We start from the raw sequence: 16024 nt of genomic DNA, 5'->3' as shown, positions 1-16024 counted from the left end.
CTATGCTAAAACTTGTTCAAATAGCCATTCACGGATAGGCTCAATGCTATAGGCAATCTTCCATGTGTTGCGGTGTGCACTGCCTTTATTGGTATCTGTAGGGGATAATACACTTCCTTTAGAAAACACAACATACCGGATAGTGGCCTTTTGATCGCTAAGTTTCTCATAAGCCTCTTTAAACTGCTTAGCCTGCCATGCCCCATTCCACACACCTTTAGCAATTTTAGCCCCCTTTTGCTCTAAAAACGCAACAATGGCATTTTCCCCCGGATAAGCCCCCGGATCATCAGCTGAAACCATAATAAAAAGATTATCTTTAAGCAAAGGCGCACACAAAGAGGCTTTCCATTGTCCTGCTACCAAAAAAGCCCCTGCAAAGAAATTAGGGTACTTAATCAACATCGCAATAGAGGCCATGCACCCCATAGACTGGCCGGTGGTATAAAGCCGTTTAAGATCAATAGGGTATTTTTTGCTCAAACTTTGGATTAGATGGATAGTTGTGTCTAATAGAGGCGAGGCTTTAGAATCATCATCAACAATTACCGTATCATACTGGGGGGCTAAAACAAAACATGGCCGCTTGATTTGTTCTTTAGGGTGGGCAAAGATCACCGCGCCTAAGCCTTGTAAAAGTGTGGCTTTGACAAAGGTACTAATGGATCCGGCATCGTGGATAAAAAGTACAAGAGGGAGGGGTTTTTTGCCAATATCTTTAGGGATAAAAAGATTGTAATGGAGGTTTTGGTGGTTGGTTTCATCGTAAAAATCTTGGGCGATAAAATCCTCTACTATTGGGTAGTAAATAGAAGAAATTTCAAGAGAGGGGGAATTAAGAATATCAACATGGGCTTTGGGGGTTTTAAACATGAGATTATGCCCTGAGGGTTCCCCAGCTTTAAAGCGGGGTTTATCCACCTGCTTAGGCGCGCTCTTTTTCTGCTTGAGTGCTACTTCCTCTTTTAAATCAATCTGGGCATCGTCTAAAGAGAGTTCTAAGATCACAAACTTCCCTTTAACGCTTGCCTCCCCTTTAGTAGGGCTTTGGCGCAGATAGACTTTTTGAATCGTGCGCCCCTCCACTTTAAAAGCAGTCGCAATCACACTAGAAAGAGGCTTGTCATAAGCCACCACCACAGCGCTTAAATGCGCCCCGTCTGCAAACACTTCTACAATACCCATTGCCTTAATAGGCTGTATACTCCCCTCTAATGGCGCTAAAAGGCATAAGCTTACACCACAACTAGTGAGGATAAATTTTCTACGAGTCATGCAAATTCCTTATTGAAATGATTTAAAACACTTTGGGCTAATTTTAAAACCACCTTTTCATCTTCTCCTTCACCTGTGTATAATTCAGGGTTATACTCTGTAATCTCTACAGCTACTAAACGCGTTTTAAAGGTCTGTAAAAGCCCTTCTAAAAGCGCTAATAGCTCTGAGGGTTGCAATCCATTATTTTCGCGTACACCTGTAGAACTAAAAAGTTTCCCATCTAAAATATCAATATCTAGGCTTAAATAAAGTATATCTACCTCTTTTAATAAGGCTTGGCTTTGCTCTAGTACACCTTTCATATCCGCACGGATAGCATCTACACTAAAAAGAGGAATCGCACACTCTTTAATCACACTTCTCTCGCTTGCCTCTGTACTGCGCACACCAAAATAGACTAAGTGTTTAGGATTAAAAGCTAACACGCCATCTTGCATGCCTAAAGCACAGAGCTTTTGCCAGTATTCTTGCTCTTGTTGGTTTAAAGGATTGGGGCCACTATGGATACGGTTAAGCACCATGCCAAGGGGCATGCCATGGATATGTTTTGAATGGCTATCATAAGCGGTATGGATATCTGCGTGGGCATCTAAATATAAGATTCCTAGTTTTTTCTGCGGATGCGTGCTGCGCAAAGCTTGGATAATACCAAAGGCATTAGCATGTTCTGAACTTAAAATTAAAGAAAAGCATTGCTTTTTAAACACCTCCTGTAGACCCGGGATTAATAAGAATTTACAAAAACAATAATAATCCTCAAAATGCTCAGCATACTTGAAAAAAGTATTTAGGGTACATTCCTCTTGCCCAATGGTAATTGTTTCTATTTGGGGGTATTTTTGGAGTAATGCTTTTTTTAAGCGCTCTACACCTGTGTTACTGCCTTGTTTAGCGCCTCCCATTTCCGCATTTAAAGCCACTAGAATAAAATTATTGTGCATGTTAAAGACTACTTTCTTGTTTTTCTTGGATTTCTTTAAGAGCGGTGCTTAAAAAGACATCGCGGGTTTTTAAAAAGGCTTGTACTATATCAGTAGAAATTTTAGAGCGCAAGGACAAAGTCGCATAGGCATTAGTTAGATAAGAAACATACAAACGCATGCCATCTTTTTCTGTCATGGTATAAACTTTAGGCGCAACTTCAATGGTGCGCAAAGCGTATTTAGTACGCATTTTGCTAAACTGGGTTTGGGCGATGTCGCTATAGGGTTGTGAGTGGGCTGTTGCAATTTTTAAAGCAATATCCATCGCCCTTTGGTGGTTAGAATCAAAGGTTAGGAAAAAATCCACACTATCCCACACCGTCTTTAAACCTAAGTGGCTGTAATTAGAAACTAAACCGGTAAAAACATAATTATTAGGGATAAAGATAATACGCCCCGCACGGCCATTATTTTTAAGATAGGTGGTTAGGGTAACATCTTCAAACAAAGTAACATAAAGCATGGAAATATCTAGTACATCTCCTATATACACCATTCCATCTTTAGCAACTTTGATTCGGTCGCCTACATGCAAACTACCCTTTAAAATAATACTAAACCACCCTAGCATGCTCATGAATAAATCACGCATGGCAATAGCAAACCCAGCACCTACAAAACCTAACATCGTAACTAGATAAGATACATTTTCTAAATAGGCAAATAAAAAGATAAGAACCACCACATTGGCATTAATAAAATTAATTGCCTTATTCACGGTGTAAGCCCGCTCATCGCTGTATAAATATTTGTGGCTAAGGTGTTTGAGTATCCAAGCTAGAATAATGCTAGCACAAGCAATTAATAAAACATAAAAGAGTTTAAAAACCTGATCTCTAATTTGGGATTTGATATTTTGGGTGTTTTCCTCCATATCCTTAGTGTAAGCCTCTAAACTAGCCTTTAGTAAATCTTGGGCGCTTTCAAATTCAATTTTTTTAACCCGTTCTTGATAAATGGCTACATCCCATTGCTTAGGCTGCATGGTTTGTAATTTTGTTAGAATTTCTATTTTTTGATTAAGCGCAATAATGATCTGCTTGAGGACTTTTTGGTGTTGTTGCATGGTGATTAACTTAGTACGCATGGTTTTAATAAAAGAAAAACCAGTAACAATAGCTAAAGGGCTAGTGATATTAGGGACATTAGTGATAGTAGGTTTTTCAACCAATTCTTTAAAAGGGTTAGTTTTATAAGATTCAAGCAATTTTTCTTGGTGTTGCAAGGTTTTTAGGCTGTGATTAAGCGCGCTAGCCTCTAGGGTATCTGCTTTAAGATTTTTCAAACGCTCTTTTATGCGCTGAATCTCTAAAGAGATTTTCCCATAATTTTCAAAATTTTTAAATTTCTGTAACCAGATGCCATCTTGGCTTTCTAAATTTTTCTCAATTTTATTAAGTTTCATCTGTAACTCTTGGCTTTCAGATGCTAAGAGTAACCCCGCACAAAACAAAATTACCAAACACTTAGCACCACGCATCTAAAACCTCTATAACGCAATCTTTAGGTACTTGTTTAGCCTTGAAATTTCCAAGACCTGTGGGTAAAATAAATGTAATCCCGTTGACATTTTTTTTATCCATTTGTAAATCTTTGTAGAATTGTTCTAAATTTGTAATTTTATAGGTTAAATCTAATTGATAAAGCGTTAGCAAGTTTTGAATGCGTGTTTGTACTTCTTGCTCTAAAAGCCCTAATTTACACGCTAAGGCATTGGCCATTTGCATACCAATAGCCACAGCCTCCCCATGCAATAATGCCTCATAAGCCCCCGCTTTTTCAATGGCATGCCCAAAAGTATGCCCATAATTAAGCCCCATGCGCAAGGATTGCTCTTTTTCATCTTGTAGCACTACTTTAGCTTTAATGGTTACACTTTTCGCGATAGCTTGTTCTAGGTGTTGTTCTACAAGGTGTTCTTCTAACCATTTAAAATAAGAGGCATCAAAACACACCGCCTTTTTAATCATCTCAGCCACACCGGCATAAAAAGCGCGCTTGGGCAAGGTACGCAAAAACTGCGGATCAATATAAACGGCTTTGGGCGAATGAAATGCCCCAATTAAATTTTTGCCATAGGCATTATTAATACCGGTCTTGCCTCCAATGCTAGCATCTACTTGGGCTAAAAGGGTGGTTGGGATATTATAAAAAACAATGCCTCGTTTATAAATCGCGCTTGCAAAACCCACCATATCACTCACCACTCCCCCACCCAAAGCCACTAAACAATCCTTACGGCTTAAATTAGCCTCAAAGGCTGCATTTAAAATTGTCTCTAAAGTTTCCCATTTTTTATACACTTCGCCGGTAGGAATGACTACCTTGAAAACTTCAGAGGCTTGAATATGCTTTAAAACTTGTTCTAAATATAAGGGCGCAACCACCGTATCACTCACCACCAAAACCTTACCGGTATAAGTGATCTGGGGTAGCGTGCCAATCTCAATGGGGTATTTTAAAAGATCAAGGCGCATCACTCCACCACCGGGATAAACATTTGCGGGTGTATATCACTTAAAAATACGATTCGTTCTACTTTAGTAGAAAACATCCAAAAAAACTGGTTTTTTGTAATGCAAGATTCAAAGGGTAAAAACTGCACCACAGGGGTTTCTAAACTTCTTAGAAATAACACGGGGTTTTTAACATGTGTGCGAATCACCTTGATTTTCCGATTGTAAATGTGAGAGAGATGTTCGTAATTTTCAATAACCTCTACTTTGTAACGCTTATCTGGATCGAAGTCGTATAATAACATGTCTAAATTCATTTGGGCACACACATCAAACATCACAGAAGAGATATCCTCGTTTTGTTCCATGTCCTTGTTTAAAACAACCATGCTTTTGCTAATCCCCTCAAAACCTTTAACACTAGTCTTAAAAACAGGTGTTAGGATTTCAAATAAAAGTTTGCGGTTATCCTGTTTATCAAAAATTTCTTTGCCAACCACCACTAGGCCAATTTTCTTTTGGCTATCTACTTGGAGTTTTTCTGCAAAACAAGAGCCCTTAAAGTCTAAAACAATGCGGATATCTTTAGATTCAATGGCACGGATTTTCTCAATAAAGGCTGTGTAGGTAGGGCGCAAAACTTGGATATAAAGCATGGCGCTTTTGAGTTGATCGTGTAAAACTAGCGCTTGGTTAATGTCTCTCTCTAAAGCCTCCATAGATTGCAAACGCATGTCAATATATAAATAAATATCTCTTCCAAAGGGAGCAGGAAATTGCCCTACATTACTTCTTACTTGTAAATAGACATTATTAAGTGTTTCCGGATTACCCACAGCTAAAAGTTGATCTCTTGGTTGAATCACCATAGCAGAGTGGCTTAAGTAAAATTCATTTTTCCGGTATACCCCTACAATGCGGTAGTCTTTTTGGTGTAACGAACCAATATGGCGGTAGGCAAAGACACTTCCAAATGGTACGCCAATTTCCATAACCTCCCCCTGCTCAAGCCCAAAACCTTGCGGTACACTAGGGACATTGGGGATTTTGGCAATAAATTTATTAGCAATAATTTGGGTGTGATCAATTAATACAAGCCGCTCATCTTTAACCCCCTCTAAGCCTTGATTAACAATCAACCGTGCTTCTTTATTTTTTTGCCGGATAATTTCATAGATAGCTTGTTGTTCTTGGGTATTTTCTAGCAGAATGAATATATCGCTTACATTAGCATCAATAAAAGGGGAAAGACGGTAAGCAGAGGTGGGATCAAAGATATGTACCTCAAAGGTACTAGGTAGCGTACTTGGCAAACAGCTAGGGTCTTTGGTGATCACTAGATAAAAATTATTGCTAAAAAATTTGGAGACCACCAACTCCATAAACTTTTTAGCCACCACGCCCTCAACAATTAATGCAACCTTTTTCAACCCTAATTTCCGTTTTTAGTTATTATAATGTAAAAAAGCTAAGGTTGAAAATGGATTTTAGGCTAGACCGGATAGATGGCAAAGCCCGCGCGATGACTTTATTTTTATCCCATGGAGTGGTGCAAACCCCTGTTTTTATGCCAGTAGGCACGCAAGCTAGCGTGAAAAGTTTAGACGCTTTAGATTTAAGTCAATATCTTAACGCTTCTATTATTCTAGCTAACACCTACCACCTTTATTTAAGACCGGGGGCTAATTTAGTGGCTAAGTTAGGGGGGCTACATGGTTTTACACAATTTCAAGGTAATTTTTTAACCGATAGCGGGGGGTTTCAGGCCTTTTCTCTTGCTAGTAACACCAAAGCCCACGATCAAGGAATTGTATTTAAATCCCATATTGATGGTAGTACCCATCTTTTTACGCCCTCTAAAGTGTTAGATATCCAATATGCTCTTAATAGCGATATTTGCATGGTTTTAGATGATTTAGTGGGTTTACCCGCCCCAATAGATCGCTTAAAACTTGCCGTACAAAAAACCACTGCGTGGGCGTTAGAAAGTCTGAAGTACCATAAAGAGCATGCTAAATCTAATCAGCATATCTTTGCCATTGTACAAGGAGGCGTTGATCAAGAGCTACGCAAACAAAGCGCTTTAGAACTGTGCAATTTAGATTTTGATGGCTTTGCTATTGGCGGGTTAGCTGTAGGAGAGAGTGTACAAGAAATGTATGATACCATTGGCTATACAGAAAGCTTTTTACCCCCTGATAAACCGCGTTATTTAATGGGAGTGGGTACGCCACAAGATTTATTAGAGGCTATTGATCTAGGAATAGATATGTTTGATTGTGTGATGCCTACGCGTAACGCTAGAAATGGGACACTTTTTAGCTCAGAGGGCAAAATTTCTATCAAAGCCGCGCAATATAAGCAGAGCCAAGACCCCATTGATCTTAACTGCGAGTGCTATACCTGTAAACACTACTCTAAAGCCTATTTAAACCACCTTTTTAGGGCTAAAGAGTTACTCTATTTTCGTTTGGCTAGTTTACATAACCTCTTTTTTTATTTACAACTAATGCGTGGCGCTAGGGAGGCGATTTTAAAGGGGCGCTATGCTAGCTTTAAAGCTTTTTGGTCTAAGAGGCTTTAATCTTTTTGGTGGCGTAAATAAGCAGGGACATCTAAATCCACATCTCCATAATCCCCATTACTGGCTAAACGCAGACCCTCTAAAGTACCCTTAGAAAAACTAGGCGCAGATTCTACTTTTTCCTCTTTATTTTCTGTAGCTTTTTCAAAACCAGTAGCCACGATCGTAACTTTTACATGATCGGTTGGCATGCTAGCTGAGGTACACTTACCAAAAATAATATCTGCATCATCATCTGCCATAGACTCTACAATAGAAACAGAATTAGTGATCTCTAATAGCGGGTAGTCTGGGTGGCATTCAAAGTTAATCAGTACCCCCATTGCGCCATTGATAGATACATTATCAAAGAGGGGGGAGGCAATGGCATTTTCTACCGCCACAGTGGCCGCATTCACTCCGGTAGCCTCACCTATGCCCATTAAAGCTAACCCGCGGTGATTCATCACGGTTTTTAAATCCGCAAAGTCTACATTGATGTCGTTTTCACCATAGTTAATAATCATGCTAGAGATGCCATTAACCGCTTTGGCTAAAACATTATTAACTTCTTTAAAACTATCTTGCATGCCTGCATTTTTATCAATAAAACCCACTAACTTTTCATTAGGAATAACAACAATCGAATCGCTTACAGCTTTAAGTTCTTTAAGCCCTTCTTCGGCAATTTTAGCGCGCTTTTTACCCTCAAAGTTAAAGGGTTTGGTAACTACAGAAACGGTTAATGCCCCCGAATCCTTAGCAATTTGGGCAATTACCGGTGCGGCCCCCGTGCCAGTCCCTCCGCCTAAACCTGCTGAAATAAAAACTAGATCTGCACCCGTAACCATTTCTTTAATGGCTTCTGTGCACTCTTGGGCTGCTTGTTTGCCAATCTCAGGCTTCATGCCCGCCCCCCTCCCGCCAGTAATCTTTTCACCCAAGCGGATTTTATTCTTAGCACAGGAGGCTTTAAGCGCCTGCCCGTCTGTATTAGCCGCTACTAGGGTAATATCTTTATAAGTACCTGTAGCAATCAGGTGGGCGATCATATTTGATCCCCCGCCCCCTACGCCAATTACGACAATCTTAGCCCCATTGGTTTCAAAAATTTCCTCTACGCCTATATCTTCCTCTAACGCCACAACTATTCCTTTAAAATAACTTAGAGCCCCACTCCTTAATCCGCTCTAAAAATCCCCCTCTTTTAGGTACTTCTTTATGGGGGTACATTATATCTTTTTTTCTCTCCTTTACACTCTCTACCTCGTTGGTGTGCTTTAGATTAGTTAAATCCGTTTCAATGTAATTGCGCTCTTGGGTGTAGGTAAAGGCAGAGGGCAACTCTGTATGTTTGTTCTCTTTATAACGAATCACTTTTTCTGAATCTTTTTCATAATTAGTGTGCTTGCCCGCCCCATATAAAATTAAACCAATGGCTACCGAACTAGTTGGATCTTTTAATTCTTCAAATAAGCCATTTAATTCAACAGGTTTAGCAATGCGCACAGGGATATTTCCAAAAATCACCGCCGCGACATTTCTAATCCCCTCTACATGCGTCATGCCCCCAGTTAGCACCACTCCTCTACGGATACTATCTTGTAAGTTGCTTTGTTTTAAACGGCGATTAAGCACATCAAAGGTTTCTACCACGCGCGCGCGGATAATATCATGCACTAGTTTTAATGAAAGGCGGTTTTTCTTATTTTCTGAGGAAATATCGGGTACTTCAATTTCTTGATCGCTCTCTTCTGCGATTAAATTTCCATACTGCCGTTTGATAAACTCTGCAACACCCAAAGGCACTTCTAAAATACTGGCTAAATCGTCTCTAATGTGCTCTGATCCTACATTAAGGTAGTTATTAAAACACATAGAACTACCCCCATAAACCATCATGTTACAAGTCCCTCCGCCTAGATCAATACATGCCACACCTAAGGCTTTATCATCTTCATTAAGCACGGCAATAGAGGCAGCATAGGCGCTTAAAACCACATTTTCAATTTTTACCCCAGCAATTTGGATTGTCCGCCTTAAATTTTCTAGGCTACTGCGTTGCACGGTTACAATATGGGTAGAAACCTCCAGACGCGATCCACTCATGCCCATAGGATCTTCAATATTATCTTGGTTATCTAGCTTAAATTGATAAGGCAAGATGTGAATTACCTCATAACCAGTAGGGATATGCGCGCTATGTAGAGCTGTATCTAAGACGCGGTTGATCTCTTTAAGCGTGATTTCATTATTAGGCACATTAATAAGCCCAGAACTATTCACACTTTGAGTACACGCCCCAGAGATAGAAACAATGGCCTTTTCAACAAAGTTTAGCCCGGCCATGCGCTTAGCATCTTCAATGGCTCTTTTGACAATTTCGCCCGCTTGGCTGATATTGCTAATATTGCCCTTTTTAACCCCCTCAGATTTATGCACACTCACGCCAATTACTTGGGGTACTCCCTCTTTGATCTCAGCAATGATGGCACAAATTTTACTAGAACCAATATCCACACCAAGAATAATAGGATTCAAACTGCACCCCTACTTGGCATAAATATGCACTGGATAGCGTTGTTTGAGCATAGCCACTAACATCGCATCAAAGGCTTGGGCTTTAAGATTACTCACCATTTGTTTAAAATCCTTAGAGCTAGCAATGGGGTGTTTAAAATCTTGGGAGTAAACACGATAAAGCACGGCTTTAGGCCCTTTTAAAATCACAAAACCTTCTTTATAAGGGTGTTTAAAGATATAACCCACTAGCTCTTTTGAGGATTGCTCTCCTAAGTCGTGGATATTGCCTTTAAAATCAAGCGATAAAGAACCAATATCATCTCCTTTAAAGTAAGAAAGTTGTTTAGATGCCTCTTGTTCTAGCCATTTTCTTTGTTCTTGTTGCACCACAGCTATGCGTACCTCTTCTTTGGCTTCTTCAAAACTTTCAAGCTGATCAGCCTGTTTGCCCATAAGTTTAACAACCAACCAGCCATCTTTATACTTTTGTGGTTTGAGTACTTCCCCCGGGCGCATTGTCTCTATTTTAGTGGCAATTTCTGCTGGGTAGGGTAATTTGGTGATAACCTCAGTAGCCGGTTTAAGAGTGTTGTTTTTAAGCGCTAAATATTTTTGCAAAGCTAAATCTCTTGCCTTTTCTTGGAGATAATCATGGTTAACTTTTGTTTTAACATGCATGAAATCTTGTACTTTACCCTGTAAAGTGTAAACCTGTTTGTTTTTTTCATAATAAGCCTGTAAATCCGCCTCTTTAGCAGGCTCTATATCTGTATCTGTGATGTGCAGGGCAGCTAAAGTATAGCTAGGGGGTTTTTTATAGGTGTTTTTATGCTGGTTATAATAATTCTTAAGGGCTTGTTGTGTAAGCGCCACCTCTTTAGGTTCTAAAACCTCAATGCGTACTTGATCTTGTAATCTCAATGGCCATAAGAAAGCATCTTTTTCTAAAGGGGTAATCGCTTGTGGAAAAAGAGCAGAAATTTTTTGTAAAAGCAGGGCATTTTTAATACCTTCTTCAAAGGCGCTAGGGCGGTAGTGGTTTTCTTGGAGTATTTTTTTATACAAAGCTTCATCAAAATGCCCCTCATTTTGAAAAGCCGTACTCTTTTGAATCTCTGCTACCACCTCAGATCCACTCACCCCTAAACCCAAATCTAGGGCTAGATTTTTTAACAAAGCTTGGTTAATTAAAAGGGTAAGCGCGCTGTGCTCAAGGCCTAATGCCTTAACTTCTTTTTCACTTAAATCTTTAAAATTAGGGATAGATTGGCTATAAATATCTAAAAGCCGTCTATGCTCTCTATCTAATTCCTCCTCACTAATTAACACCCGCCCCACTTTAGCCACATTCCCATTAGCCATAGAAAAACTATACTGCCCCCAGCCAATCATTCCAGCAGCCACAAAAGCGATCGTGCTGACCCAAATCGTAACAACTAAATACTTCTTATGCTTTTGCATCCATGAGATCATGGGGGTTTAGATCCTCTAGCGTACGCGATTTTCTATAAGCTCTCATTATATTTTAAACTAGCTAAAATCTTGCTTTGTATTGTTAATTTTTTAGATAAAATGGTGGTTTAAAGAAGTCTTATGGATATTTATAACAACGCTTATTGGAATGCTTTAGATTTATCTTGTATCTGGCATCCTTGTAGCCAAATGTATGATCATAAAAACCTCCCTCTTTTGCCTATTAAGCGAGCAGAGGGAGTTTATCTTTATGATTTTGAAGACAGATGCTATTTAGACGGGATTAGTAGCTGGTGGGTTAATCTCTTTGGGCATAATCACCCCTATATCAATGCTAAACTCAAAGAACAAATAGAGAGTTTTGCCCATGTATTGCTTGCTGGTCTTACCCACCCTCCAATTATTACACTTTCTAAACGGCTTTGTACTTTAAGTGGCTTTGATAAGTGTTTTTATACGGATAATGGCTCTTCTTGTGTGGAAGTGGCCTTGAAAATGAGTTATCATAGCCACCTTTTAAAAGGGGAGGTTAGAAAAATATTTCTCTCTTTGCAAAATGGCTACCATGGCGAAACTCTAGGGGCGTTAAGTATAGGGGGTGTGGGGCTTTATAAGGATACTTATAGTCCGCTTTTTTGCACGCATTTACAAACCCCCGTGCCTAAAAATACAGAGGATATTCCTAGAGCCTTGCAAGCTTTAGAGCGTATTTTAGATCAACACCACAAACAAATTAGTGCCTTTATTTTAGAGCCCTTAATCCAGTGTGCTGGCTGCATGCATTTTTATAGCGCAGAGTATGTTAAAAAAGCCACGCGTATGTGCCAAGAAAGGGGTATTTATGTGATCTTTGATGAAATTGCGGTGGGTTTTGGGCGCACAGGGAGCATGTTTGCCTTTGAACAATGCGGGGTTAAACCGGATTTTTTATGCCTCTCTAAGGGCATTTCTGGGGGGTATTTACCCTTAGCAGTGCTTTTAACCACAGATAGCATTTATAAGCAGTTTTACGCCCCCTATGCTAATAATCAAAACTTCCTACACTCTCATAGCTACACAGGCAACGCTTTAGCCTGTGCGTGTGCTAATGCTACCCTTGATCTTTTTGAGCAGGGGGGCGTAATTGTAAAAATTCAAAAACTAAGTTTAGCAATCCAAGCGATCATGCAAGAGTATTTAGCAGGGCTTAAGGGTGTGGTTAATCTGCGCGCTTGTGGCATGGTTTTTGCCTTTGAATTAGAGGGTTATAGCAGAGATTTACGCCTAAGTTTAGCGATCTTTCAAAGGGCTTTACAAAAGGGTTTGTTATTACGGCCTCTTAATAACACTGTCTATTTTATGCCCGCTTATATCATCACCATAGAACAAGTACAAGAGGCTATGCAGGCCATAAGAGAGGTTGTTTTAGAGTTGATTCAAACTTAAGCATCCTTGTTGTACAATAGCGCCCCTGAGTATTTACAAAATAAAGCGGAATTTATGCAGAATAAAACACATTCTAAAAAGCGTGTATTGGTTAAGTTTTCAGGCGAGGCTTTGGCCGGAGAAAGCCATTTTGGGATTGATATTCAAATTTTAAGTTACATTGCCAAAGAAATTAAAACGCTAGCCGATCACGGCATTGAAGTGGGGATTGTGATTGGAGGGGGCAATATCATTAGGGGGGTGAGTGCAGCTAAGGGGGGCATTATTCGGCGCACAAGCGGGGATTATATGGGCATGTTAGCCACAGTGATTAATGCTGTTGCTATGCAAGAAGCCCTTGAACATATGGGTTTAGATGTGCGGGTACAAAGTGCAGTTGAAATTAAAGAAGTGTGTGAAACTTATATTTATCGCAAGGCCATTAGGCATTTAGAAAAAGGGCGGCTTGTTATCTTTGCTGCTGGAACAGGTAATCCTTTTTTCACAACAGATACTGCTGCTACGCTTAGAGCTATTGAAATTGGCGCGGATTTAATTGTCAAGGCCACTAAAGTAGATGGCATTTATGATAAAGACCCTAATAAATTTGAAGACGCTAAAAAAATTGATGTGATTGGTTATAACGAGGCATTAATTGGCAATATTGAGGTGATGGATGATACTGCCATTTCTCTAGCCAAAGATAACCAACTGCCCATTGTCGTGTGCAACATGTTTAAACAAGGTAATCTTTTGCATGTGATCAAGGATCAAAAGGGCGTTTTTTCTATGGTCAAATAAAAATTTAATTACAAAGGACACATTTGAGAACAGAAGAAATTGTAGCTAAGGCACTAGAAAGAGTCAATGGAGATCGCTATATTTTATCTAACCTCATCTTTTCTCGGGTTAGACAACTAGGGGCGGGTACAAGGCCTTTAGTGGCGATGGATATTAAAACCCACAAACCAACGGATATTGCCATTCTTGAAATTGCAGAGGGAAAAATTAGTCTAGATCGTATTGATGAAAGATACTAAGACCCATCCTTATGGTGGTCTACTTGAAATTTTAGAACTGCTTAAGGAAGTTTCTGGGCCTAATGAGGCTATTGATGTGTTAAAAAACACAACCTCTATCACTCCTAAGATCGCCCAAGCGCTTGATCTAGCCACTCACTATCACCAAGGACAAATGCGAAAAGGAGGAGGCCCTTATATCACACACCCTATTTGTGTGGCTTGTATTGTGGCCTTTTGCGGGGGCGATGAGGCGATGATTTGCGCTTCTTTATTACACGATGTGGTGGAGGATACGCCATGTGAAATTGGACAAATTGTAGAATTCTTTGGAAAAGATGTCGCTAATTTAGTTGATGCCCTGACTAAAATTACAGAAATTCGCAAAGAAGAGCTAGCTTTTGATCCGCAGAACCCTAGATTAGTAACTTCTGCTCTTACTTTTAGAAAAATTTTAGTGAGTGCGATTAAAGACCCTAGAGCTTTAGTAGTTAAAATTAGCGACCGGTTACACAATATGTTAACCCTTGATGCGTTGAATCGGGATAAACAAATCCGTATCTCTAAAGAGACTTTAGCCGTTTATGCCCCCATTGCTAGCCGTTTGGGCATGTCCTCTATTAAAAACGAATTAGAGGATAAAAGTTTTTATTATATTTACCCCCAAGAATACCAAAGTATCCAGTCTTATTTAAACCAAAGCAAACAAGCCCTCTCCATTAAACTTAATCTATTTGCTAGCAAACTAGAAAAGATGTTTTTTGAAGCCGGGTTTTTAGAAACAGATTTTCAAATCACCACCCGCATTAAGCGCCCCTATTCTATCTTTTTAAAAATGCAACGCAAGGGAGCGGTGAATAAAGATGAAATTTTAGATTTAATGGCAGTCCGTGTTTTGGTGCGCACACCTTTAGAATGCTATAAAATCTTAGGCATTGTACATTTGCGTTTTAAGCCTATTGTTTCGCGCTTTAAGGATCACATTGCCCTGCCTAAGGAAAATGGCTATCAAACTATTCACACCACTATTTTTGATGAATCCTCCATTTATGAAGTACAAATCCGCACCTTTGATATGCACATGGGCGCAGAGTATGGCAATTCAGCACACTGGAAGTATAAAGCTGGAGGTACAGAGCCAGAGAGTCTTAAGTGGCTACACAACCTGAAATACCAAAGCGAGGATAATAAAGACAACCCTAGAGAATTTTACGATTTAGTGCAAAATGATTTATACCGCGAGGACATCACGGTATTCTCACCCAGTGGGGATAATTACACTTTACCAGCTGGGGCTATTGTTTTAGATTTTGCCTACATGATTCATAGCGAATTAGGCGATAAGGCTAAAGAAGCTTTTGTGAATAATAAAAAGGCCTTACTTAATCAAGAACTTAGAAGCGGTGATGTGGTTAAAATTATTAAGGGCAAAAAGAGCATTCCGCGCTTCACTTGGATTAACCAGCTACGCACATCTAGGGCCAAAAGCCACCTAAAACTCCAGCGCAAAAACCAGATTAAAGAAATTGATTCTAAAAGCATGATTAATATCCTTAATTCCATTTTTGAATCCCCCATTTTTGAGGCTGATATAGGCGCTAAGCAGTATCTACTCTTTGAAGAAAAGTTAGCCAAGCATGGGGTGGAGTGTAGTTTGAGTGAGGCGATGAAAAACATTGATGGGGTGAGAAAGTTAGTTGAAGAGATTCAAGCCAAAGTCCCACAGATAGCCCAGCATTCACGAAGTGAACAACGCCTCTTTGGTTTTGTGATGAAAAATTTAATGCAATTTCGCTTCACACGGATTTTAAATAGGCCTTTGCTTTCCGTTGGGCTTAAAAGATGTGAACTAGAAAACTTCATTATCTATACAAATCCCCATGTGCATGTTAAACAAGTGGTGTTTAATGATTGTTGCCACCCTAAATACCAAGATGAAATTATTGCTATCATGCCAAATTATAAAGACCATAAAGTCGTGGTACACCATAAACTATGCAAACAAGGCGGGCTAGATATTGATCTAGGTTTGCCTATGGTTTTTATTGAGTGGAGCAAGAGAAGTAAAGAGATTTATAAAATCATTATCCATGTTAGCAACACAAAAGAAGCGTTATTGCATCTTCTAACTTTCTTAATCAAAAACGATTGCCACATTGTAGGAGTCCACTACCGCGGTTATCGGGATAATTTTTCCTCCCATTGTGAAATTTTATTTGAATACAATGCTAAAGAAGTGAGGGCGTTTAAGGATATTGTCATGCGCAAGTATCAAGAAAGACTAGGGGAATTTTCTAGCCTTAAAGACGCTTATCAGGAGTGAAG

The 16024-nt window shown here is 39.5% G+C and carries 13 protein-coding genes; 5 read left to right on the top strand and 8 right to left on the bottom strand.

What is annotated here, in order from left to right; all coding sequences use genetic code 11:
• From G6Q00_RS00170 to G6Q00_RS00150, 5 genes are read right to left on the bottom strand one after another with little or no spacing between them, the layout of a single operon-like run.
• Positions 1-1275 carry a hypothetical protein gene (locus G6Q00_RS00170; RefSeq protein ID WP_240330890.1) on the bottom strand — a complete coding sequence of 425 codons (1275 nt, stop codon included), beginning with the start codon at positions 1273-1275 and terminating at the stop codon, positions 1-3.
• A complete protein-coding gene (gene rocF, locus G6Q00_RS00165) occupies positions 1272-2219 on the bottom strand; it encodes an arginase (RefSeq protein WP_205426411.1) in 948 nt (315 codons plus the stop codon). The genes G6Q00_RS00170 and rocF overlap by 4 nt, the downstream gene beginning before the upstream one ends.
• A gap of 1 nt (position 2220) precedes the next feature.
• A complete protein-coding gene (locus tag G6Q00_RS00160) occupies positions 2221-3741 on the bottom strand; it encodes a mechanosensitive ion channel family protein (RefSeq protein ID WP_163531494.1) in 1521 nt (506 codons plus the stop codon).
• Entirely contained in the window at positions 3728-4738 is a 1011-nt protein-coding gene (aroB, locus tag G6Q00_RS00155) for a 3-dehydroquinate synthase (protein ID WP_163531493.1), read from the bottom strand. Before aroB ends, G6Q00_RS00160 begins: the two co-directional genes overlap by 14 nt.
• On the bottom strand, positions 4738-6147 hold the full coding sequence (locus G6Q00_RS00150; protein WP_163531492.1) for a COG3400 family protein: 1410 nt from the start codon (positions 6145-6147) through the stop codon (positions 4738-4740). The genes aroB and G6Q00_RS00150 overlap by 1 nt, the downstream gene beginning before the upstream one ends.
• Positions 6148-6197: 50 nt before the next feature.
• On the opposite strand from G6Q00_RS00150, the gene tgt reads away from it, so the two are divergent.
• Entirely contained in the window at positions 6198-7301 is a 1104-nt protein-coding gene (gene tgt / locus G6Q00_RS00145) for a tRNA guanosine(34) transglycosylase Tgt (protein ID WP_163531491.1), read from the top strand.
• Here tgt and ftsZ read toward each other — a convergent pair.
• The 3 genes from ftsZ to G6Q00_RS00130 are packed head-to-tail and all read right to left on the bottom strand — an operon-like array spanning position 7298 to position 11276.
• Positions 7298-8431 carry a cell division protein FtsZ gene (ftsZ, locus tag G6Q00_RS00140; protein WP_163531575.1) on the bottom strand — a complete coding sequence of 378 codons (1134 nt, stop codon included), beginning with the start codon at positions 8429-8431 and terminating at the stop codon, positions 7298-7300. The genes tgt and ftsZ overlap by 4 nt on opposite strands.
• A 4-nt stretch (positions 8432-8435) precedes the next feature.
• Positions 8436-9821 (bottom strand): cell division protein FtsA, encoded by a 1386-nt coding sequence (ftsA, locus tag G6Q00_RS00135; RefSeq protein WP_163531490.1) that lies wholly within the window; start codon positions 9819-9821, stop codon positions 8436-8438.
• A gap of 9 nt (positions 9822-9830) precedes the next feature.
• Complete coding sequence (locus tag G6Q00_RS00130) at positions 9831-11276, bottom strand: peptidylprolyl isomerase (RefSeq protein ID WP_163531489.1); 1446 nt, start codon at positions 11274-11276, stop codon at positions 9831-9833.
• Positions 11277-11396: 120 nt separating this feature from the next.
• Here G6Q00_RS00130 and G6Q00_RS00125 point away from each other — a divergent pair, with 120 nt between their 5' ends.
• Genes G6Q00_RS00125 through G6Q00_RS00110 form a run of 4 tightly spaced genes read left to right on the top strand, consistent with a single transcriptional unit; the run spans position 11397 to position 16022 of the window.
• Positions 11397-12701, top strand: a complete 1305-nt coding sequence (locus G6Q00_RS00125) for an adenosylmethionine--8-amino-7-oxononanoate transaminase (RefSeq protein WP_163531488.1) — start codon at positions 11397-11399, stop codon at positions 12699-12701.
• A 54-nt stretch (positions 12702-12755) separates the two neighbouring features.
• Complete coding sequence (pyrH, locus tag G6Q00_RS00120; protein WP_163498502.1) at positions 12756-13481, top strand: UMP kinase; 726 nt, start codon at positions 12756-12758, stop codon at positions 13479-13481.
• Between the two features lie 23 nt (positions 13482-13504).
• Entirely contained in the window at positions 13505-13720 is a 216-nt protein-coding gene (locus G6Q00_RS00115) for a DNA-directed RNA polymerase subunit omega (RefSeq protein ID WP_006564029.1), read from the top strand.
• Entirely contained in the window at positions 13707-16022 is a 2316-nt protein-coding gene (locus tag G6Q00_RS00110) for a RelA/SpoT family protein (RefSeq protein ID WP_205426410.1), read from the top strand. Before G6Q00_RS00115 ends, G6Q00_RS00110 begins: the two co-directional genes overlap by 14 nt.
• Positions 16023-16024: the final 2 nt, after the last annotated feature.

This window comes from Helicobacter suis (genome assembly GCF_902196125.1).
Taxonomy (GTDB): Bacteria; Campylobacterota; Campylobacteria; order Campylobacterales; family Helicobacteraceae; genus Helicobacter; species Helicobacter suis_B.
Note: the sequence above shows the minus strand (reverse complement) of the source record. Positions and strands in the feature narration are given on the sequence as shown.